A 22796-nucleotide genomic window follows, 5' to 3' on the forward strand; every position below is an offset into this window, starting at 1 on the left:
TTTGGGTCATTTATGTAATAGTGTCATGTTCATATATTTTGGTGGGCCGTCCCCACTCGAAGTTATCCAGACCTATCTCCTTAAATCCATATTTCTCATAATAAAGAATATGATCCGTCGCCAAGTAGACTTTTGCATAACCTAGTTGTCCAGCTATTTTTCTGGCATGCTCCAACAAAACGGCTCCTAGTGCTTTGCCTCTCTCACTTTCGTCAATAAACAATGGCGCAATCCAAGGTGATAAATCTTTTCGAGTTATAAATTCCTGCTCAATTAATTGATAAAACCCGATGATTACATCATGTTTCAACAGCAAAAATGTAAAAGGAAACTCCTCATCTTTTGAGATTAAACTTTCTTGTATATTGGGGAGCACAACTTGTTGTACTTTTGGCCACCGTTTTTTGACATACTTAATAAGCTCATTTTGACGAAGAGGACATTCTTGTAAGGATTTAATATCTAGCATCTAACCATCCCTTCTTGTAAAAAGAAATTCCTATACCCATGTCTGCTCTCACAATAGTCATCCACCAGCTCTCAAAATGCATAGCAGCAAGCCCCGAGTGGGGCTTGCTGTAGGTTGTAAATACTAAAGTAGGTTATAACGCTGGTTCACTTCATTACTTAGAAACCGGTGTATAGATCAGGCAGCGCAGCGTCTTCTCGGGATAGCGCAGCTCTGCCGTGTAGGTGCTACCGTCTTTCAGTTTGACCAAGACCGCTACCACTCCGCTTTTGTCATATGCACTGTCTTTAATGATAGAGGAGCTGGTTATCGCACGGGTCTCGCCCTGCTTGTCCACCACAATGGATTTAGCGGCTTGAAGCCAGCTGGAATCCTGGCTAATCTTTTTATTTATAGCTGCTGTAATCGGAGTTCTCTTATAGGACAGATCCACTATCGTAGTATCCAGTACGGTCCCGCTCTTTGCATCCACGAACGTATTATACATGAAATAGGACTTATCCTGAGCCCGCAGTGTCTCTGCCCGGTAAGGTAGAAAATTAACGAACCATTGACCTTTCGAATCAGGAAAAGGCTTATGATATGAGGTCTGAGCCTGCAACTTAGAGAGATCCACACCGAATAGACGGCTTACGCTCTCTTTTGCTCTGCGTAGGGCTTCATCCTGACTGATGTCCTTCTTATCTGGCTGTGCCACGACAAGATTGAGGCTTACCACATAATTAAAACGGTAATTCCAGTCGATCAATTGCAGCATTTCTTCATCGGTCAGTTCGCGCTTAGGAAATACATAGGTAAATTTGCTTTGATCCAGATAAAATTCGGAGCTCCCTGATTTCAAAGGTAGCTTCTGCTTGGGCCGTAAACCATCGTACTTGTATTGATCATCCAATAACATCCGCCGCTTATTCTCCTGGTCCGTAAATTGCCGCGTAAGCTGTTCATCCTTGCCAGTGAGCCTGGCCTTCTCTGCATACTCATTAATCTGCTTAATTTCTTCAGCGGTGACTGTGCGCTCAAAATAAGACTTGATCGTCGAGACTGGTGTTTTGGTTGCAACCTTAAGTACCGGGATCTGGCTGCTCGCCAGTTGAACAGCAGGCTTCTGGTTGAGTTCTTGCGTGTAGGAAACGTTCGCTTGAGACACATTCTGGTTCACTGTAGTGTAAGCGACGATTTTGGGCACTGCCAAAGCAGTCAGGGCCAGCAGACCACCGGATATCGCGATCACCCCAAGGGCTGATTTCACATCTTTACTCTTCATTTCTCATAACCTCCATAGTGTAAGTGGGCTTGACTTACATGTACTTTAAGTTACGAATGTTATAAAGTACGAAGCCCCTTGTTATGAAGTTGTAAAATCAGTTACAGACTCGTTCTAAATATTGGAGCCAAGCAACAGATCAAGGATTGGGAAGCATACACTGCCCATGTTGACATAGTCACAATTACTCATAACAGAAATAGCGATTTTTTCATCGGGAAGCAGGAACAGATTGCTTAAGAATCCAGTATCCCAGCCGGATTGTGAGAGAATACGAGAACCTTTATATTCTCCTAGAAACCAGCCCAATCCTATCTGTGCATTTTCCGGATCATAGCCCGTTTGTGCATGAGGTTTCCACATTTCATCATAGCTACCTGGCTGGAGGATTTCATTGCCGTTCCCGGCTGTTCCACCGTTTAGATGAATCAACAGATATTGGCACATATCTTCGGCATGGGTATATAAAGTGGAGCTAGGTGCATGGGCCCTGTTATATGGAAAAACACTACTAACGCAGCCACCACATTCATGGGTAGCTCCAAGCACATGAGGTGCAGCAATATAAGCTTCAACCTCCTGTTTAAGAAAAGAACTGGACTGCATTCCTGTTGGTTCAAGAATATTTTTTTCCATATACTGCTCGAAGCTCATATCGCTGACTTTTGCTATCATATCTCCCAAGATCTCATATCCTATATTACTATAGGCAAATTTCTCTCCCGGTTGGCTTAACAGCTTGTGGTGACCTATCCCTTTTACATATCGTTCAAGACTTTGCTCGTCGTATTCAGGGCGATCCCACGCATAATCTTCCTCATCAGGCATACCGGAGGTATGATTCATAAGCTGTCTTATTGTTATATTTTGATACCGCTCATCCTCTAACTTAAAATATGACAGGTATTTAGTGATGGGGGCATCCAATTCTACCTTACCACGCTCAACTAATTGCATAATGGCGGTTGCTACGAAGGTTTTGGAGACAGAGGCTTGGTGAAACAAAGTGCCACGAACTACAGGATCACCCGTCGATAAATTTGCCGTCCCATATTCACCAGTAAACAGAACTCGGTTGTCCTTTACGATTCCGGCCGCTAATCCCGGAAACTTTTCATTTTCCACAAACTTGATTAGCATTTCATGCAAGATATCCTCTATCTTCTGATTCGTGTACATTTTGTCCTCCCCAATGACAATAAAGCACCATTTTCAATAAATTCACCCATACAAATAATAACATCTTATCGACCCTTTATCTGGTAATAAATAATTATAATCAAATAAACAGTCGCTTACTTGAAAAGGCAGCAATTCATTTTCCGAGCTTCCGAGCCAGCCTCCAATTAGAGGACCCACAACGCGTGGTCTTTCTACCTTGCTAATAATATCCATGAATCGTCTTCGCCTGCCCTTCAACAACCATAGATTTTACGGCTGAAACAGACGGCTGCCGCAGCTTGATAACCTCTAAAGCCTCAGTAACGATAGCATCCGCGGCTGATTTCCGGGAAAAGTTCTTTATATCCTGCACCTTTTCATCCCTGTACCCCAGATGCTCCAATCTCTGAAGCTGCTCTACTAACTGCTCCTCGTTTCGGGCAATCTCTATTAAATTGTGCTCAGACAACCATTCTGCATTGCCTGCCTCCTGACCGGGGAGCGGACGATAGACAATTACAGGAAGTGCTAGAGCCATCGCCTCAGTCAAGGTAATCCCCCCTGCTTTGGTCAACAGACAGGAGGATATGCACATTAGCTCCTGCATTTCTTCTGTATAACCCCGTATGTGAACCCGAGGATTCTCTTGAAAAAGCTCTTCCGTAGCCATCTGGAGCTTATGATTATTCCCGCACAATACCATTACATCGAAGTTTGATTGCTGCAGCGCCCTTATTATTAAATGGTTAATATCACTCAATACGCCGTAAGCCCCTGCCGCAAGTAATAGATAATGTCGATTTCCATCTAGTCCATGCTTACGTAAAAGGGCTTCACGTTCCTGAGTCTGTTCAAAAGCTTCACGAATCGGAATCCCGCTAACCACAAGCTTTTCTTCAGCAATACCTAATGACATCAGTTCTGCTTTCATACTTTCCGTAGCAATAAAATACTTCGAGGTTTGTGGATGAAGCCACCTGCCATGAACCACATAATCCGTCATGACAGTGAAAAGGGGGATTCGTCTTCCCTTTGTTGATGCAAGCTCAGCAGCGGCCAAATAGGGAAAGGTATGAATGATAATATCCGGTCCAATCTCGTCGATGATCCTTTGCACTTTCCGCTTGCCCATAGAATGAATCCATTTACCCATGAACTGGTCTGGTTTAATCTTACTCGTCAACTTATACACTAATCCATAAAATTCTTGAGTATAACCTGTGCTGTTCAGATAGAATCTGCGGGACAGCTCATTCAGACTAGGGTAGACTGCAGCGAAAAGATCCAAGGTAACAATCCGGCTGATCCCTCTACGTCTAAAAGAATGATCAATTGCTTCTGCTACTTTGATATGCCCGTCTCCAAATGCCGAAGTTACAATAAGTACTTTAGGATCTGTGTTCATGAGAAAGCTCCTTTTTCGCTTGGCCTTCTCTAACTCTAACTCTGAATCGTAAACAGATAGTGATGAGATCCTCAACTGAATATTAACTTCATGATTTTCTATAGAGCGAAGCAAACGAAGAAATCCGCAGAAAAAAACACAGTGCATCAACCTCCAGTAACGATAGGATTAATGTTCTGTGTTTAGTTAAAGGCCAACTGTGTCCGAAAGCATCTTCGAACGTGTAATATGATCAAATTAAATGAAAGTTGGTGTCTGAGTAAATAAAGTTTTAGACTGCCGCTGGTTTATTGAACTAACGTGTCCCGTTAGCTCAATTGATTACCTTTGAAAAGTGAGTCTGTATTTGATATATATCCATAAATGAAAAATGTATTATTTTCTTCTCTATACGGAATTCTTAATTCATGTAAAATCGAAAGAAATTCTTTACTTATGTCAATTAATTCAGGAGGAAGCAGATTCCCCTTGTGCTTCTGATACCTTGGTCTAACCCGTATCCATTCTACAGAAAAAAAAGGTGAAAGTCCTTCTATCCAATCCCCTAAATACCAGACGTCGTTTTCGAAGTTCTCTGGATAAAGTATATCGTCTAATACATACTTAGCTTGATATGGAGGGGTAAAAGGTAGTTTATTTAGTACATCACTTTGTAAGTTTCCCCACTTAGTGTCATTCATAACTGAACATAATTGTTTCTGTGTAATAACTTCATGTACCCTTTTTTTAAAATCCTGTTCAAAACCCACAATTAAAAATCCTCCTGAATAACAACATAAATCCCACGCTGACCTGCCCGTGTGTCGTTATTGAGTTATCGTTATCCGTTAACTTAATACAAAATGGCTGCTCGGCTATTACATATTCAAAATTAGTCAAGTTTAATAATCTTATCAAAGCAGTATGAATCTTTGTCATAGCCATTATGCACATAGAAAGCATGGGCGTCGGTTCGCTTAAATCCGCTACATAAAATAATACTTGATATTTCCATTTCTTTAGCGTAATTTTCAGTGTATCTTAGTAGTTCTGTACCTATCCCATTATGCTGTAATTCCTTTTTAACAGCAAGCCCTTGAATATGTAGATAACCATTCGAAGACCCTACGGATAACGCCTGAACTATAGTGACAAAACCAACCACATCATTTTCAAATAATGCAACGAATGTTTTGTAATTTCCAGCCTTATTCATGTTTTCCATAGTAACTCGAAAGTTTTCAATATTAACATTGCGAACGCCAAGTACATCATTCCATAAAAAAACAACTTCAGTATAATCATTTGCTACAACTTCTCGTATTTTAATTTCCATCCCCCCCTTTATAGAAATATTCAAGCAAAGGATTCGACAATTGATGAAGCAATCCTGCCCGTAACTTTAACAAATAAAAGAGGAGCATTGTCATGGCAATGCTCCTCAGCTATCGTTTCCCGTAAGCTTTATAGATTGCCTCTTTTTCAGCCTGCAATCATTAGAATCCATTCTCTCATTAGTTTGTTGTTTTATAATATTCTGATAAAATGCCCTCTAAAACTTGCTTATAATCATTTTTATTATAAGAAGAGTTATCAACTTTTATCTTGGTAATGTTTAATCTGTTAAAAATTTCTTCTTCCAGTTCCCTTCTTGCTTTAAGAACCTGCAGTGTTCCATCTAACCCTTTATAATTTTGTTCTTTTCCATACCCTTGGTTCGTGTAATATTCAATAAATCCCTCTGACCATTCCTGAGGTCTTTCCTTTACAGCCTTTCTGAAAGAATGATCAAGATCATTCTGCTGTACATATATCAACAATGGATTCAATCGCTCTACAATTGTTGCCAGTTCAATAACATAACTTATAACGTCTTCCTTCTTCGCACCATGTTTAATCATGCCTATAGTTACAGGGTTTTGTATAAAACAACAATCAAAAACAAAGGTGTCTGCGCCATACAAAACACGATCCGCAAACTTCTTCCATCTTTCTGTTATCAGTTTCCTATTTTGATCTAGCGGCAATTCATAAATATCATGTTTAAAAACTGCGTGATGCAATTCATCTGGAAAACTTGACCAGACTTCATTTTTTATTTTCCGATATTCCAGGAAGTAATCGTTACCTTGTTTAATCATTAGATTACTCAACAAATCTTTAAACTTTTTACGGGTATTCAATAATTCATCGCATTCGGTTTTCTTAAAGAAAGCGACTCCATCATAATCAGCAGGATGTTCCAGATTTCCTTCTAAAAAAAGCTGGGATGTAATGTTCACTTCCGTAAGAATTTCATGAACTTGCTGAGCAGTTGTTGTTTTACCAGATCCTGGCATTCCCTCAATCAAGACTAACTTCGATCGCATAACAAAGTTCCTCCACTCGCTAGTAGAAGGATAAACAGGTAGGAATCAATAGAGATGCTGTTATGCTGTTTCCCACGAATAAAAGCGGATACCATCAGGTATCCGCAGGATGGGTATATGATACACCTTTTCCTGCATACCCTATAAGATTAAAGAAAAGCATACCTAATAAAATAGTGTAGTCACTATTTCAGGCATCCTTTCAAATTGTTAATCTTTACAGAGTATTCCACATGATAAGTTTATGCTCCTTTGTTTGCATCTCTATTGTTTAGATTAACAGTAAGCATAGGTAAATACAATCAGGGACTTTCTAAACAATCCTGCCTGTTAGCTTAATAAAAAGAGCAGGATACCGAAGCACCTGCTTATCAATGTAATGTATTATTCAACTATCGTTCTCCGTTAGTTGAATCCACCCGTGGAATGTAAAACTTGGCCGGTAATCCACTCCCCATCATCGGTGGCTAAGAATGCAACCAGACGAGCTGCATCCTTAGGCAATCCTACTCTACCTGTTACAAATTGCTTAGATAACTGCTGTCGTAGGACAGGAGTCATCCAGCCGGTGTCTGTGGGTCCAGGATTTATCGCATTTACGGTGATGCCTTTCGGTCCCACCTCTGCTGCAAAAGTTCGTGTGAAAGCATCTATTGCCCCTTTCGTTGTGGCATAAGAGATTTCCCCAGCCATGGGACCTAGTGATTGGCCCGATGTCATATTAATAACTCGACCACCTGCCGATTGCGTAAACCGTCTAGCGAATTCCACACTAAGCATAGTTACCGCCCTAACATTAATTGCGTAGTGTGCATCCAAAGACTCTGGGGTAATCGTGGTTAAGTCATCGTTAACCGAATAACAAGCATTGTTAACAAGAATGGAAGGTTCTCCCAGCTTCTGCTCAACGTTATTTAATAAATCCACAAAGCTTTCAGGTACAGAAAGATCCATCATTAGGTGTTCGCAACGAACGCCCATGGAACGTATTTCCTCACAAAGTTGCTTTTGCTCCTCGTTATTGCTACCCCAGGGCATCTGTTGATCGTAACTAACCCAGTGTGTAAAAAATACATCAGCGCCTAGATAGGCCAACTCTTTGCACACTGCAGCACCGATTCCTGTGCTGCGACTTGCACCTGTTACTATTGCGATTCGACCTGTTAATCTGCCAAGTGTAGTATTCATGGGTCTTTTCTCTCCTTTTTATTTTGAAGTCGCATTAAACTGCGGTGACTATTGTGCAAATCTGCCCGTTACTTCAATAAAAACAGCAGGCTACCGTAGCGCCTGCTCATTAATGTGTAGTATTCAACTAAAGTTCCCGTTAGCTCGATAGTCATATGTTTTAATTAGAGTCGCTGCTTATAGTTGTGAGGCTTGCCAAACACCTAACGCAGTGACGTCCCGACGGGCTTAGGGGGCTGGATGTGGTCACTCGCTTCTCAGAGTGACCCGGAGCGTCAATATGGTGTTAGCCGAAGGAAGTTCTGGAAGCAGCCATTGCATTTAAGACGTTCTCAAAATAGCTACATACTTCATCTGCAATTCCCAGAAACTCTTCAACAAGTACATTACTATCCAAGTAACAAGCATACAGATAATCAACTAAAGCGGAGTCAATCTCACAATAGTTTAATAGGGCATTCTTCATCTTAATAATGTCATCTTGCCATACACCTGTATCTTCTAAAACCAAAGAGTATAATGCACGAATTAATCTCTTAGAGTAACCTTTAATATATCTAGTTTTCATTGTGTTATCACTAGCATTAGAAAGTAAACTATGTATACGATCTATTTCCTCCTTGGTCTCTGTATTTAAGTCTAAAATGAACTCTGGAGAAATAATTATCGGTGGTACTTTTTCACCAACGTCATGACCATATATGCAAACACAAATTATCTTTACCCAAAAACCCCACTCATTTGGTTTACTTAATACATCGTCAATCGAGCAAATTATCGTATCAATCTTAGTTACTATTGGATATTCTTCCAAAAGCCTGTCTTTAATTTTTGACAATCTTTCGTAATCAATATCTTTGGGATTTACACATACAATAGTAAAGTCTGCATCTGACTTAAAAGGTTTAGCAGTTCCTTTTGGAATCGAGCCACACATATAAATGCTATGAATCTTACCTTTGAATTCGGTAAGTATATTATCTATATACTTATCAACAAAATCCTTATATTCACTTTGTATTTCAATTCTATTTATAACTTTTTCTAATATCATATAGACTCCTCCTAAACTAAGAACTTCTTTCGGCTAACGCCTTTTTGCGAACTTCGTAAATTCGTCATGACTTAAGTTATTCGCGAAATCATTCAACTATCCTGCCCGTTAGCTTTAATGAAAAAGCAGCCGGTTGTTTGAGCGGCTGCTTACATGTTTTTAATTAACGTTTCCAGTTAGTTCAATAAATCTTAACCTCAATCCGCGTGGCTCAACTTACCCGTTAGTTCAATAGAATCAACAGTTTCAGTCCGATGGTATCCTCTTGTCTATGATTCAAGCTACCACTTTCAATCCTATGATAAAATACTTATAAATCCCACTATAGCCAAACGGCCAAAGCGGATATAATCTTACTCTAAATTACTGGAGGTAGCGCTCCGTACTCTGCCCACTGCTCTTTTGTCGGGCCGTAAAGATCCGGCACACGAAGGCCTGCCTGACGCATCAGGACTGTCATCTGACCACGATGATGAATCTCATGCTTTACGAGAATATCCAGCATTAAGCCGTTTGGCCATTGATCACCATACATATCGCTCATGATAAGCAGATTCTCATCTTTCCAACTGGACTGTATAGCATCAAGGAGCGCTTGTGAGGTCCTCTTATAGACTGACGCGATGTCTGCTGCCGAAGCTGGCACCGGCATATCTTCGCCCGGTCCTTCGAAAGACAGTCCCGTCCGAGATGGCATTTCGTGCAACGTCTGTACAAGGTGCCATGCAACACGTCCAAGCGTTCTATGATCGCTTGTTATCTGTTGGCCAAGAGACTCGTCGGTCAGCATCTCCAGTGTCCGCATTGTTGCTTCCGTTTCATTCTGCCAAGTTGCGGCAAAATCTTTAATGTGTTTATACATATCCAACATCTCCTTTTTGTAATGGAATCAAGTTTATTGTATCGAACATTAGTTCGCAAGTAAATATTTACATTTACTTAAACTACCCCCGTTAACCAAACGAAGCTGCCGAAAATCATTGCGCTAATCCCGAAATGTAATTAACTACGTATGGTTAATACTTTGGATCATTTTGTTTACGCTATCCTGCCCGTTAGCTTAATAAAAAGAGCAGAATACCGAAGCACCTGCTTATCAATGTAATGTATTATTCAACTATCGTTTCCCGATAGTTGAATGCTCAAAAAAAGGGTTCTTTTTCAAATAAAAGACGGTCAATTTCTCGCTGGTTCAGTTTCTCCTTTAGCTCAGGTAAAGTGACATCGCGGAATTGTTTTTGTTCCTCTTGTTGTCTCATACCAGCGTATAGGTGGCTTTTGTATAGCTAAAACCAAGCCGTTCAGCATTCTAGGGATTCCTTTTAGGGTATATTTCTCGCCGAACTCGCGAAGGACCCATGCACGAACGTCCAAGTGCATTTCGCTTCGAATCTAGCATCACCGTTCTTTGCTTGGCAATGGTCTCCTTCAGCCGTTCTTCTTGTTCGTCAGAAAGTTTTCGGATTCCTCCAGGATACACACCAAATTCAAGGCCTGAAGTCCCAGCTTGCGTTAAGCGTTCCAAATACCCGCTGAGGGCAGGAAATAATTTGTCCAAAATGTCTACAATTTCGGTTAACGCATGTCTTTCCAAATGCCACCGGAAATACATAGAGAAGAATTGGAGATTTAATGCATAAGGAAATTAATATTATCGTAAAATGATGTTCACATGTACTTTAAAAGGTATTATTATAAAATTAGGAAAATAGAACATTTTATAGTGGGATCTTTTCCTTTACGAACCTTATCGATTCGTTCAACATTTTTGTGAATATAATGTTTTAAAGTAGGACATATTTACTGGTAAAGAAAGGTTGGGGATAGTATGTTTAAAAAAATAGGCTTAATAGCCTTTGCAGTGACTATTATTTCAGGAGTGGTGTTAATATCCAATTCAAAAGCAGACACCTATCCAGAAATGGTAACCGTAAATAAGACAGATGAACATCCTGTTAACACTAATTTTTCAACAAATAACGTGGAATCCGTAGAATCTGTAAAAGAATCCGTAGAATCAAAAATCGCAAAAGGGTATTATAGTCAACTATATACACCTCATGGCATGTTCTTGCGAGCAGATAAACAAAGTATCTTTAAGGAATCGGAGATAGCAAGAAATTTAGATCAAATCGGACCTAATACGAATCAACTAATTTTTGAAGGCAAGTTTTTTTTAAAAGTAGATGAATCAACATTTTCGAAATTTTATCCCAATTCGTTACTCATAAATGAAACAAATGAAAACCCGACTGATGCTCATATTCCAACAAGTTCATCAAAATAGCAAGTCATAAAGAAGGAGCCGTTGTTTTTCGACAATGGCTCCTTCTTCGCTTTCATGTTTTACTTAATTATTGATAGATCCATAACCACTAACATCCGTATTCCCAATATTTTATATTTGCGTCTCTCTTCCCTTATAAAATATTTTCAAGTTCAATATATATAGCTATATTTAAAAGCTCCGTTTCAGTCACGTCCATATCTATTTTCCTACGTTAATCTGCCCGTTAGCTTAACGGAACTTCGATATTATTGTTATTATCTGATTTAGGATGAAGACGATTTTCTATTACAAAAAAATGATTGAAAATACCTACTACTCGTATTTTATTATCTGCCTCTCCAAAAATTTTTGTTTCTGCTGTCATAAAAATAATCTGATGTGTGAGACTTGATGATTTCAAGTCATTAATAGTATGAAAGCAATTTGAGCTTTCGGAACTGTCACATTTAAGACCATGAACCTTATGGAGGTAATTATCATAATATTGACTACTTGGTTTTGTATAAGCCATCACAAATAATAATATGGAAACGATTAGAAAAGCATATTTCTTCTTGATAAAGGCACCTCATCTCTTATGGATAATCGTACCATATAATACCGCATTTAACTGCCGAATAGTGCTTTTGAATACACTTATATCCACGTTTGAAACGATTTATTGACCATCTTAACATTGTTCATTTTTGCCCAACTCTTTAAATCCGAGATACCTCTATCTTCATCCTTTAAATACCTAAATGCCATATCCAATGGGACGATCTTCCTCCTGTAAGGTAATATCCCAATAACAGGTTTAAAGTACCCCCTGGTCATTATCACTTTAATATCCTTTGAATTAATAATATTTCCATTTAATAAAATTTGCTCATTGGATAGGCATAACTCCGTTGGTTTCTTAAAAAATGTTCTGTACAATGCGAGTAACAATAAAACTAAACACAAAAGAACCACAGTTAACGAAGCGTAGAATACCCCCCTCTGATTCCATAATCTCAATACAAGAATAGATTGACTCGATATAATAGCAATCATGCCTATAATAGTTCCAATTCTTGATGGATTCTTAACTGGATATTTTATTTCCGTCAACATGGCTCCCCCCTGTTCAAATCCCATACCTTAGAATACCACATATTGGAAGTATCCTGCCCGTTAGTTGAACATAGGCAGCCGATCCATTGACCGACTGCCTGTGTGTCGTTATTGAGTTATCGTTTCACGTTAGCGTAAAGTTAAGGTAATGAATCGACATGTGATTCGACTTCAAAAATAAATTCTTCGAGGTTATCGCAGTCAAACCAACCACTTTTTTCATTAATTTCATATAGCCCTTGAAAACCATGATAGGCAATTAATTCTATCCACCCGGCTCTCGAAATCATCAGCAGTTCGATCCATTTCTTATTTAATAGCCATAGTAGTTTTAGTCCTACTGCTCATTTTTTTAAATAGTAAGATGGCAAGAAGTAAAGCTATGCATACAGCGGCAAAACCCAGCCAATTCAAATATAGGACAGATGTACGACTGATAACTAACCCGCCTAATCCAGATCCCAGTGCAAAGCCAAATTGGATGAACGAAGTATTTACACTAAGAGCAATGTCCGGATTTCTAGGCGCCAGAGTAACCAGATATAGTTGCTGGGCCGGGGAAATACTCCACGTTGCTAACATAAAAATCATTAAAACCAAGATTAATACCAAGAGATTCACTCCGGCTAGAGCGAATAAAAGCAAAGTCGCCCCTTGTAACAGGAGCCCGAGACAAATGGTAAATTTCGATCCTTTTGCATCTGCCAATTGTCCGCCTAATCTGGATCCGACAAAGCTGCAAATGCCCGCCAAGAACAGAACACCGCTGATTTCGGTCATGGAAAGAGAGGAGGTTGCTTGCAAGAAAGGCGTAATATAAGTAAACAGTGTAGAATAGCCGCCGACATAAAATAACGTAATAACCAAGGCCATCAGAATGGTTGGATTTTTTAAAATAGAGAGCTGCATTCTGAGAGTAACCTTTTCCTCTTCTTTGATTGCCGGAACCTTTTTATAGATGATAAGTAATGGAAGAATACTTAATAATCCTATTAAAACAAATAGCACTCTCCATCCAAACATCTCACTAAAAAATGTGCCCACAGGAACACCAAGCACTAGCGAACTGCTAAGCCCCATCAAAATGATGCCGATGGCATTGCCCCTTTTTTCTTTTTCAACAAGACGTGTCGCTATTGCCATGGCCACAACGGTAGCAATTCCTCCGCTAGCCCCTTGGATAATACGTAACCATAGTACTGTTTCATAAGCAAGATCTACAAACATAAGTCCGTTGCTGGCAATAAACACACCTAAGGTGGTCATTAGTAGTTTTTTGCGATCTGCATTGATCGTTAATGCAATCAAAACCGGAGCGGCAATGGCTGCGGAGAGGGCAAACACAGTCACCAATAATCCAACTTCTGAAGTAGATACTCCCAAGTCCACAGCGATCATCTCAATAACTCCCGTAATAATATATTCAATGGTTCCAATCAGAAAAACAGCCAGTGCCAGAACATAAATGATCCGTTTATTTTTCAATTTCCCCCACTCCACCTTCTTCAGTTATCTATTTATAATGGGAATTTGTATTTCTATGAATTGTGCATCTCGTTCTGGAGATAACGGTAAATATAACTCCCTGCCCGGTTCGTTCTCCTTGATCTGATAGTTGTTTTTCTCAATCCATTTAGCTAAATGAACACAGGCCGCACAATCAAAATTAGTATTTGAATGAAAAGCCATTGTGGCCATCATCGGTTCAGGAGGAAGAGTCCGTAGCTGAAACGGTTCTGGGAATGATCGCAGCTCACAGGTTAAAAAATACCCAACTTCAAACTCAAACTCATCCTCTTTTCCTTCGACTTCTTTCCACAAAACAACCTGAGGACCTTGAATTAATTGACGATTTTCCGTCGTTATAAACTGATCAAATTGACGAAGCAAATCCGGAATGTCCTCTTCTTTCCCGCATGCTTTCTGATAAAGAAACAATTGAGCAGCCTCTGCCTTGACTCTGATTTCTTGACCCGTTTCGAATTGCCCCTCTTTTTCTATAAGCTGCATACGCTCCTCAATCCTGACGAGTTTAGCTTGTTCCGTATCGATGATATGCTGGATTTCGCTTCTTTTCAGCTTAAACATGCCTTGAATATTTTCTAATGAAATATTTTCCTGAAGCAGCTGTTTAATTTGGGGCAATGTAAAACCCAATTCCTTATAGATTAAAATTCGGTTGAGCTCAAGAAGCTGATCTGCGGAATAGTAACGGTAGCACGTATCCTGATCCACTTTTTTCGGCCTAAGTATGCCAATCTGGTCGTAATAACGCAGTGTTTTTAAGGATACCTTGCTTAGCCTAGAAAATGCACTGATTTTGAACAAAATATCATCTCCAATCTATAACATAATGTGAGTATACAGCTTCCCGTGCAGGGGAAAGTCAAGGATGCTTTTATTTATTTAAGAAATTACTCTTAGATGAACAAAAGCAGCTGATCGTGTTGATCGGCTGCCTTCTTGTTTATATTCAGCTTCTTTCCAATGTTTAATTGGTGCGTAATAAGCCAATAAACGTTTTCACCTTTGCCCATCCTTAAATTATCGCACGGAGTAGCTAGGTTGAGCTATAGGTAGCTAATTCCGCGCACGGTGTAGATAGCTTGAGCCATAGACGGCTAGTTTAAGCACTGGGTAGCACGTTTAGGAGCAAATTTGGCAGGCGGCGTTCTTTTCACCAACTGTTCGGACTCAGTTGCTCTTATTTCCATAATTCAGCTCGTTTTGCCAAACTATCGGACTCAGTTGCAGCTATTCGCTCAAATGTACTTCTTTTCTATGCAAATCAAGTGCAATAAGAGCTATACAGTCCGAAACCTTCGCAATATGAACTCATATGCTGGAATAGCTGCAATACGGTCCGATACGATCAAGATCGAGCAAAAGGCAGCTAGTTTCGAGACATAGGCGGTTAGTTTGAGCAACCGGTAACAAATTCTGCGCACGGAGTAGCTAGGTTGGGCTATAGGTAGCTAATTCCGCGCACGGTGTAGATAGCTTGAGCTATAGACGGCTAGTTTAAGCACTGGGTAGCACGTTTAGGAGCAAATTTGGCAGGCGGCGTTCTTTTCACCAACTGTTCGGACTCAGTTGCTCTTATTTCCATAATTCAGCTCGTTTTGCCACACTATCGGACTCAGTTGCAGCTATTCGCTCAAATGTACTTCTTTTCTATGCAAATCAAGTGCAATAAGAGCTATACAGTCCGAAACCTTCGCAATATGAACTCATATGCTGGAATAGCTGCAATACGGTCCGATACGATCAAGATCGAGCAAAAAGCAGCCGACCACGCAGCTGCCTGATCGTGATTCTTGAGCCATCGTTTCCCGTTAATTAAACAAACTACTCCCAGTAAGGAGTCCCACTGAAGAGAAATTCTTCTTTATTTACATATAACTTAAATTCCCGACTTGCTAATTTACTAATATGACTGGGCAACCACTCATTAGAATCAGGCAACCCAAGCCAAAAATTCATTGTTTCAAGTTGGGCCGCCACAAAGAAGCCTTCTAACTGTTGAACATAGTTATGAGGCAGGTCGAATTGTTTTGCGTATGATTCTAGCAACTGGCTTCTGAAAACTGGATGGATATAAGAAAGTGTCCAACCTAAATCGAATAAATAATATCCGAACCCACAAGCTCCAAAATCAATGGCTCTAGCTTCTTGTTTATGAAACACATAATTACTTGGAATCAAGTCTGCGTGAATTACCCCCCAGTTGCTAGGTGTTCTTTCTATATCGTTCATCATTAAAATTGCACGCTCTCCTGCCAATTGCAGAATTGCCACATCATTTTTATTGAGCTCACCACCACCGTCAGCAAGCTGTTTGAGCTTTTCTAATGATTGTGAAATTCTAGTATTATCAAAGGATGGTCTAGTAAATGATTGCGGAACCTTCCAAATAGATGATTGTTTATGAAGCTTTCCGATCAATTTGCCTACGTACTCGGCATCATTGACTGTTGGAACAAATTGTTTTTGCTCACCCTCTACCCATTTTACCAATGTACAGTTCATGTCAGCTATCTTAGTAACATATTCACCAATGTTATTTTTTATAGGTGACGGTAACACCAAATCAGTATCATTTATTAATGATTCCAGCCAAATCATTTCTGAATGAATGACTTTTTCCTCAGACCAAATCCTTTCCATCGAATCATTTTTTGATAGATGTATCCGCAAACTATAGCAGTTACTTTCTTCATCTGTCACTTTATAGATAGTGTTTGCATTTTGACCAATATGATCTATTGATTGATAAGTAATTGAATAACAAGTTAATGCTTCTATTGCAACATCATGAGTATTTAACATGTTCTCCTCACTCCCCCTGAAACAACCGAATAAGGACATCGTACCATGACTTTTTCTAATAGTTCGGGAGAGAACTCTTATATTTATATTTTATCCACCACCTAGTTTATTAAGGTAACTTGCCCGTTAGTTGAATAAAGGCAGCCGATCACATTTACTGACGGGCTGCCTTTATCGTGTTTATTGAACTAGCGTATGATGTTAGCTTAACGCCATTGCCTATGCATCACCAATCTCCGATATACGTGTCTACTTTACTTTATTTAATAAGTTTGTCACCATTCTGCTCAATGTCCCTTGATCGACGAAAGGAGCAAGGCTTGCCAGCAGATCTGGGCTAAGATGTTCAGCTTCGACTCCACTAATTAACTTCTCGAGATTTTCCCTGTCCAGAAAAGGTACGAGGCTAATGATCCGGTTCGCATCAATAGTGCCATCTGCAACCCGGTCTACCAAGCGGCTTAACGTTTCTCTGCTAATAAAGGGTGCCAACCCTTGAACGGAATTCCAGCTCAAGCTACCCTCTTCTGCTTGTTGTACCAACCGATCTACATGTTCTTTTTCAAGAAATGGGGCAATTCCAACAAGATTGTGCACTTCTAAGGAACCGTCAATTGATTTATCTACCAGTCGGCTTAATGTGTCGCTGCTGACGAACGGAGCGAGTCCAGTAATGGTATTCCACACAATTTCGCCCTCTTCTGCCTGACGAACCAGTTCATCCAATGTATCTGTTCCAAGGAACGGAGCCAGCCGCATGATCACGTCTAACTTAAGGACGCTGCTGTCTAATCGTTCTGTAACCTTATGCAGAGCACTCGCTTTTACAAACGGCGCTACTTCTACAAGCTCTTCCACCTCCACCTCACCGGTATTGACCATCTCTGCAACTTGGTCCGGCCTGTTCTCTGCGATATCCTCAACGATCGTTCCTAGGTGCGGGTGCTCCCGATTTTCTGCGTTGTCTCCTGCATTTAAAATGTCGTCTACCGTTTTGCCGAATAACCTCGCAAACTGCGGAAGCGTTCCGATATCCGGTAGCGAGTCGCCCCGTTCCCATTTCGATACCGCTTGATGACTTACATTCAGTTGGTCGGCAAGTTCTAATTGGGTCAAATCCTGGTCTTTGCGAAGCTTCGAAATATAAGCTCCAATTTTACGCAAGTCGAGCATTGTATACCTCCAATAAAACAAAATGTACAGTGCGCACTGTCGAAAACAGCATAGCATTTCCTCAAACGCAATCCTATCAAGCGGTGGTTGAATTTTCACAGGCGCTTTATTCAACTGCCGGTAGAATTGTCCACTTTTGTCACTTTCATTTATAGGTTTTTTTCTACAAATCATTTCCATTATCCTACCCGCTAGTTGAATTACACCCAGGCCTTTGGTCAGTACCGAAGTCTTAAATACGTTGCTCTCTCGTCCAATTAATGCAGAAACCCTGAGGCTCATCAGCGCTCATCGTTTATACATAATATAATCATCACTCTAACTCATCGCTGTTAACAACACGGCAATCGTATTAAACACACCGTGAACGATCATACCAGGCACGACCGATCCCGTACGTTCATAGGTCCATGCAAGGACAACTCCACTAATAAAATTCACGGGCATGGCATTCATAGTGGGAAAATGTGCAAGCGTAAAGATTAGCGAACTAATCACAATCGCCCAGCTCATACTAACACGAGTCCGTAACCAACGATATATAAATCCACGGTAAAATATCTCCTCATAAAATGGTGATACGATCCCTGCCGACACAATACCAATAATCATAGTAAATAGAGTGACATTTTGCTTCAGACTCTCTGTTTTGCTATTGTCCACCGTATTCCCAAGAAAACTCGTGAGATAGAGAGTCGCCATACTCAATACGATAAGAATAAGTGTCCACAGCGCAATTCTCCACCAATCTTTCGCAGAAAATCTCTTTACTCCTACCTCAGTCCAAGGCATTTTCTTCGGTCGTAAAGCAATAAAATATAACCCTAACAAAAGTACAATTGCTATGGTAAGCCCTGTAAGAGTTCCTGAATAAAGAGTATTCCCCAGCCATTGCTCATACATTGACTGTACCGCATATTTGATAACGAATATAACAAATACAAACTCAAGCGCAAGTAAAGCAATAAACTCACGCCATGTCCACTGATCCATCTTCTTCCACATTTCCGTGCTGGTCATCCTTAATCCCTCAATCCTCTGTGATATAATTTAATGATAATAGGTGACGTTACGTCACCTGCAAGCATTATTTTTGGGAGGAAAAAGAACCATGAATAGATGGACAACAGGACAAATATCCAAACAGCGGAACATTTCGGTTCGAACCCTACGTTATTACGATCAGATCGGTCTACTTACACCGAGTTATAAGGAAGATAACGGCCGCCGTTATTATTCAGAAGAAGATTTATTCACTCTCGAAAAGATAACGTTGCTTAAATCACTATCACTACCGCTTGAAGACATTCAAAATGTAATGGACAAGCTATCCTTTCGTCATATTCTAATCGCACATCATAATCATCTTCAGGAGCAGCTTGCTTCTCTTCAGGGCAGTATTGCAAATACTACTTCTTTGATCAACATGATTGATCTAGAAGGTACACTCTCCTGGGATCGGGTTTCTCATCTGGTCCAGAACGTACAACCCATTTCTAAACAATGGATCGATTACTTCAACGATGACGAAAGTACCTTTCTACAAAATGCACTACCCAATCTCAGCAGTAATGACCAGACCACTCAGCAATATGCCTCTTTGCTGCGCCGGATTGAGTGGTGCATACAACAATCTGTTCCACCTGAATCTGATGAAGGTTATTCCATTGCCTGTGAGTTAATAAAGCTATCACACGAAACCTTTAATGGAGACGAGGAATTGATGGAGAAGTTTTGGGAAGTGAGGAAGCTCCCTACATCAGAGTCAGGACTATATCCCGTTTCCGACGAAGCGCTGAACTTTGTGGAGCTTAGCATTGCTCACGCTCTAGAAAAAGAGACGGAACAGAAATAGGAGATTTCATCATATTGATAGATTTCTTTATACACCAGGTTGCGGTTTATCATAACTCGCTGGAGAACTTTTTTTTATTTCCTATAGCCATTTGAACGATAATCTGAAGCACGATGATTACAGCCAATCCATAAAATGCTTGAACGAAGCTGCCTGTTGCATCGTGCAGCCAGCCAATGGCTAGCGGCCCAAGCGCTCCGAGAATGTAGCCACCAGATTGGGTCATTGCGGACCAGCTACTGGCTTCTTGAGCACTGCTTGTTTCATCAATGGGCAACATCAGTGCAATCGGGAACAGCCCACCCGCTCCAATACCGAGCGGAATCGCCGCGAGCCAGGGGCTAACGGTTAGGTTCAGCATCAGGACACCCATCAACTCCAATAATGCACACCCGACAAGCCAGAATACACGTCTTTGGTAACGATGTACAAGCATGGGAATGAACAACGTAGAGGGCAGTGATATCAATGTAAATAAAGTTTGGATTTTGCCGGCCGTCTCTTGACTATACCCCTGGCTTTGGATTGCTGGTGCAAGCCAAGCGGTCAATGAATAGAAGATCGCTGCCATCAGCCCGAAGAATAATGTCAGCACCCAGGCACGTTTGTTGTTCACCGGAAGTGGTGCATTAAGTACACTGGAGATTTTACCGGATTGTCGATCTGCGTGCGCAGACCAGGCTAATCTCAACCATATCGGCAATGCAATGGCTGCGAGTAATGCCCATACAGCCAACGAGCCTCTCCACGAACCACCCAGCGTATGCTGTAGCGGAACCGATAGTCCCACACTAATGCTGGCCCCCATCACCATCGCTGTAGAGTAAATACCCACCATGGATGCCACTCGGTCAGGGAAGTACTGCTTAATGAAGCTGGACAACAGCGGCCCTGCCAATGCAATCCCTACACCGGACAGAAAAGAAGTGAACATCATCAAAGGAGTTGTACCAACAAACCATCGTAATCCCGTACCTAACCCAATGAGGATTAAAGCCAGAACAATTGCACCCTCATTTCCCCACCTTCTGCTTAATCGTACGGAGAACGGAGCAAATATACCCATACATAATACCGGAAGTGTGGTTAACAGACTGGCGGTAATCCCGCTTATACCCAGATCATTCTGAATGGTGCTCATTAGAGGAGAAATGGATGTAATGGGTGGCCGTAAATTCAGTGAAGCCAGAATAAGCGCCAAGACGATATAAAAAAGTTTCATTATGAATCACCTCATGGTAGTAGTATCGATGCATTCACCCATGATCCTATTTGTTAATAACAGATCTTTGGATGGTGCACGATTAAGTATAGAATCATTAGAATGATTGAACAATACTATAGTTTCTATTAAAATGATTACAAAAACCAATGATTAGAGGTCATTCATATGGAGATTCGTCAGATGGAAAACTTCATTGCTGTGTGTGAGGAGCTTCATTTTACACGAGCAGCTGAGAAGCTTGGCATATCTCAGCCTACGTTGAGTCAACAAATACGCGCGCTCGAGGATGAACTCGGAGTTCCCTTATTTGACCGAGTCGGCAAAAAGATTGTGATGACTCAGGCCGGAAATCTCTTTCTGGAGCACTGTGTACAGATGATTCGGCATTTACAGAATACCCAGGATGCGTTAGCTGAATTACGCAATGATCAACGAGGGCGGTTGGTAATTGGTGTTCTCCCTTCCGATCTGGACTATCGGCTCACCCCATTACTCGTGAATTTTCATACGCGATTCCCTAAGGTGCAGCTGAAGGTTATCTCTTCGATCTACGTCTTGAATCAAGTACTGGATAATGAAGTAGACATCGGGATCGAGATCATTTCCGCTCCTGATGACCGGCTTGTACGCATTCCTTTGTGCAGTGAAGAATATGTACTTGTCGTTTCCGAGAAACATGATTGGGCTGAACGAAGCACAATTGGAATCCAGGAACTGCGTAATATCCAAACTGTAATGTTCCCCGAAGGATTTACAGGCAGAGAATTGGTTGATGGCTATTGCCGTAAATATGGCTTCAGCTTGAATACGATCATGGAGACCAGTTCGGCAACTTCCATTATTAGCTTGGTTAAAGCCAACGTCGGAGGAACATTGCTGCCTTATCCTCTGATCCAAGCGATGAATGAACCAACACTACACTGCATCCGAATTACAGACGATCCGCCATATCGTCACTTTGAGATCATTCATCGTTCCGACCGTTTTCTGACAAAATCGGCCAAGGCATTTATTGAGAAAACTATCGAGTATTTCAATTAAAGGTGAGTTGCGAAAGAGATCGCTTCTGCTGCCAGAAGTAGAGTATAGTAGGAATAGTTGAAAATATATTAGGAGGCTACAGCCATGTCACAGGAGATTTGGATTAACCTGCCAGTCAAAGATGTTGAGAGGTCAACTGCCTTTTTCAATGAGATTGGATTCCAAGCGGTGAGTGTTGGTAACGAGAGAGCCAAGCTTGTTATAGGCCAAACAACAATTCTGCTGTTTCCGGATGCGGCGTTTGAGAAATTCACAGGTTCAAAGACCGCAGATACTTCCCATAGCGCTGAAGTAATATTCTCCATTGGTGCTGAAAGCAGAGAAGAAGTAGATGCCTTTATCCAAAAAGCAGAGTCTGCCGGAGGAAACATCTTTGGCAAGCCAAGTGAAACTGACGGCTGGATGTACGGCGCAGGATTTGCCGACCTGGACGGTCACCGCTGGAATCTGCTGTACATGGATGAGAGCAAAATGCCAAAACGCTAATATAAAAACGCAGGTCACCTGCATATTTGAACTAACCTTCCGTTAGCTAAACAAAGGCAGCCGCTCCATTGACTGGCTGCCTTTGTGTCGTAATTGAGTTTTTTAGGAGTGAAATTTGAAGCGAAAAGCCAACACCGACAAATCCAAGATATGGTGTAAAAATTTTGCTTATACGTTGATGAAAAGAGCTGGGAACGGAATGAATAAAGAAAATAGGGACTTCGCTGAACGAGTTCGATGATTTAGCTGGTCAACTGTACCTGAACATTGAATCAAAGTGGACTATATTTGATTCAGTTCCCTCTCAATACCCTAGTAATGAAAGTCAAATAATAAAGCTGAGACGTGAAAAAATTACAGATATAAAATTGGGAGACGTTACTCCACATTTAATTATAAACTTGGAATCAGGA

At 40.8% G+C, this 22796-nt stretch carries 21 protein-coding genes; 4 read left to right on the forward strand and 17 right to left on the reverse strand.

Annotated features, from left to right (window positions below; all coding sequences use genetic code 11):
- Nucleotides 1–10: 10 nt before the first annotated feature.
- From NYE35_RS22935 to NYE35_RS22980, 10 genes are all read right to left on the reverse strand, one after another.
- On the reverse strand, nucleotides 11–469 hold the full coding sequence (locus NYE35_RS22935; RefSeq protein WP_076104339.1) for a GNAT family N-acetyltransferase: 459 nt from the start codon (nucleotides 467–469) through the stop codon (nucleotides 11–13).
- A 154-nt stretch (nucleotides 470–623) separates the two neighbouring features.
- Nucleotides 624–1733, reverse strand: coding sequence for a hypothetical protein (locus tag NYE35_RS22940; RefSeq protein WP_038572617.1), 1110 nt, complete (start codon nucleotides 1731–1733; stop codon nucleotides 624–626).
- 114 nt (nucleotides 1734–1847) lie between these two features.
- Nucleotides 1848–2912 carry a serine hydrolase domain-containing protein gene (locus NYE35_RS22945; RefSeq protein WP_341122090.1) on the reverse strand — a complete coding sequence of 355 codons (1065 nt, stop codon included), beginning with the start codon at nucleotides 2910–2912 and terminating at the stop codon, nucleotides 1848–1850.
- A 202-nt stretch (nucleotides 2913–3114) separates the two neighbouring features.
- Nucleotides 3115–4299, reverse strand: coding sequence for an MGDG synthase family glycosyltransferase (locus tag NYE35_RS22950; RefSeq protein WP_341122091.1), 1185 nt, complete (start codon nucleotides 4297–4299; stop codon nucleotides 3115–3117).
- A gap of 308 nt (nucleotides 4300–4607) precedes the next feature.
- Nucleotides 4608–5048, reverse strand: coding sequence for a DUF6678 family protein (locus tag NYE35_RS22955; RefSeq protein ID WP_051491267.1), 441 nt, complete (start codon nucleotides 5046–5048; stop codon nucleotides 4608–4610).
- Between the two features lie 122 nt (nucleotides 5049–5170).
- Nucleotides 5171–5614 carry a GNAT family N-acetyltransferase gene (locus tag NYE35_RS22960; protein ID WP_038572621.1) on the reverse strand — a complete coding sequence of 148 codons (444 nt, stop codon included), beginning with the start codon at nucleotides 5612–5614 and terminating at the stop codon, nucleotides 5171–5173.
- 178 nt (nucleotides 5615–5792) lie between these two features.
- A complete protein-coding gene (locus NYE35_RS22965) occupies nucleotides 5793–6647 on the reverse strand; it encodes a hypothetical protein (protein ID WP_076098601.1) in 855 nt (284 codons plus the stop codon).
- Between the two features lie 405 nt (nucleotides 6648–7052).
- Nucleotides 7053–7835, reverse strand: coding sequence for an SDR family oxidoreductase (locus NYE35_RS22970; protein ID WP_341122093.1), 783 nt, complete (start codon nucleotides 7833–7835; stop codon nucleotides 7053–7055).
- Between the two features lie 286 nt (nucleotides 7836–8121).
- Nucleotides 8122–8889 carry a nucleotidyltransferase domain-containing protein gene (locus tag NYE35_RS22975; protein WP_076148236.1) on the reverse strand — a complete coding sequence of 256 codons (768 nt, stop codon included), beginning with the start codon at nucleotides 8887–8889 and terminating at the stop codon, nucleotides 8122–8124.
- Nucleotides 8890–9247: 358 nt separating this feature from the next.
- Entirely contained in the window at nucleotides 9248–9751 is a 504-nt protein-coding gene (locus tag NYE35_RS22980) for a DinB family protein (protein WP_036683089.1), read from the reverse strand.
- Nucleotides 9752–10717: 966 nt separating this feature from the next.
- Here NYE35_RS22980 and NYE35_RS22985 point away from each other — a divergent pair.
- Entirely contained in the window at nucleotides 10718–11176 is a 459-nt protein-coding gene (locus NYE35_RS22985) for a hypothetical protein (RefSeq protein ID WP_076273046.1), read from the forward strand.
- A gap of 639 nt (nucleotides 11177–11815) precedes the next feature.
- Here NYE35_RS22985 and NYE35_RS22990 read toward each other — a convergent pair.
- From NYE35_RS22990 to NYE35_RS23015, 6 genes are all read right to left on the reverse strand, one after another.
- Nucleotides 11816–12274, reverse strand: a complete 459-nt coding sequence (locus tag NYE35_RS22990) for a hypothetical protein (protein WP_038572627.1) — start codon at nucleotides 12272–12274, stop codon at nucleotides 11816–11818.
- A 309-nt stretch (nucleotides 12275–12583) separates the two neighbouring features.
- On the reverse strand, nucleotides 12584–13759 hold the full coding sequence (locus NYE35_RS22995) for an MFS transporter (protein WP_094902921.1): 1176 nt from the start codon (nucleotides 13757–13759) through the stop codon (nucleotides 12584–12586).
- A gap of 24 nt (nucleotides 13760–13783) precedes the next feature.
- The gene (locus tag NYE35_RS23000) at nucleotides 13784–14602 is read right to left on the reverse strand and encodes a MerR family transcriptional regulator (protein ID WP_038572631.1); all 819 of its coding nucleotides are present in this window, start codon (nucleotides 14600–14602) and stop codon (nucleotides 13784–13786) included.
- A gap of 1020 nt (nucleotides 14603–15622) precedes the next feature.
- On the reverse strand, nucleotides 15623–16603 hold the full coding sequence (locus tag NYE35_RS23005) for a phosphotransferase enzyme family protein (RefSeq protein WP_341122094.1): 981 nt from the start codon (nucleotides 16601–16603) through the stop codon (nucleotides 15623–15625).
- A 249-nt stretch (nucleotides 16604–16852) separates the two neighbouring features.
- Entirely contained in the window at nucleotides 16853–17776 is a 924-nt protein-coding gene (locus NYE35_RS23010; protein ID WP_176462608.1) for a helix-turn-helix transcriptional regulator, read from the reverse strand.
- Between the two features lie 318 nt (nucleotides 17777–18094).
- Nucleotides 18095–18796, reverse strand: a complete 702-nt coding sequence (locus tag NYE35_RS23015) for a CPBP family intramembrane glutamic endopeptidase (protein WP_038572639.1) — start codon at nucleotides 18794–18796, stop codon at nucleotides 18095–18097.
- Nucleotides 18797–18887: 91 nt separating this feature from the next.
- On the opposite strand from NYE35_RS23015, the gene NYE35_RS23020 reads away from it, so the two are divergent.
- Nucleotides 18888–19631: a MerR family transcriptional regulator gene (locus NYE35_RS23020; RefSeq protein ID WP_038572641.1), complete on the forward strand. Its 744-nt coding sequence runs from the start codon at nucleotides 18888–18890 to the stop codon at nucleotides 19629–19631.
- Nucleotides 19632–19680: 49 nt separating this feature from the next.
- Here the strand turns inward: NYE35_RS23020 and NYE35_RS23025 are convergent, their stop codons facing one another.
- Nucleotides 19681–20853 carry an MFS transporter gene (locus NYE35_RS23025; RefSeq protein ID WP_036683107.1) on the reverse strand — a complete coding sequence of 391 codons (1173 nt, stop codon included), beginning with the start codon at nucleotides 20851–20853 and terminating at the stop codon, nucleotides 19681–19683.
- A 183-nt stretch (nucleotides 20854–21036) separates the two neighbouring features.
- Here NYE35_RS23025 and NYE35_RS23030 point away from each other — a divergent pair, with 183 nt between their 5' ends.
- The gene (locus NYE35_RS23030; RefSeq protein ID WP_235219488.1) at nucleotides 21037–21897 is read left to right on the forward strand and encodes a LysR family transcriptional regulator; all 861 of its coding nucleotides are present in this window, start codon (nucleotides 21037–21039) and stop codon (nucleotides 21895–21897) included.
- An 84-nt stretch (nucleotides 21898–21981) separates the two neighbouring features.
- Nucleotides 21982–22383, forward strand: coding sequence for a VOC family protein (locus tag NYE35_RS23035; protein WP_036683113.1), 402 nt, complete (start codon nucleotides 21982–21984; stop codon nucleotides 22381–22383).
- Nucleotides 22384–22796 lie beyond the last annotated feature (413 nt).

It is taken from the genome of Paenibacillus sp. FSL L8-0494, assembly GCF_038003695.1.
Taxonomy (GTDB): Bacteria; Bacillota; Bacilli; order Paenibacillales; family Paenibacillaceae; genus Paenibacillus_AQ; species Paenibacillus_AQ odorifer.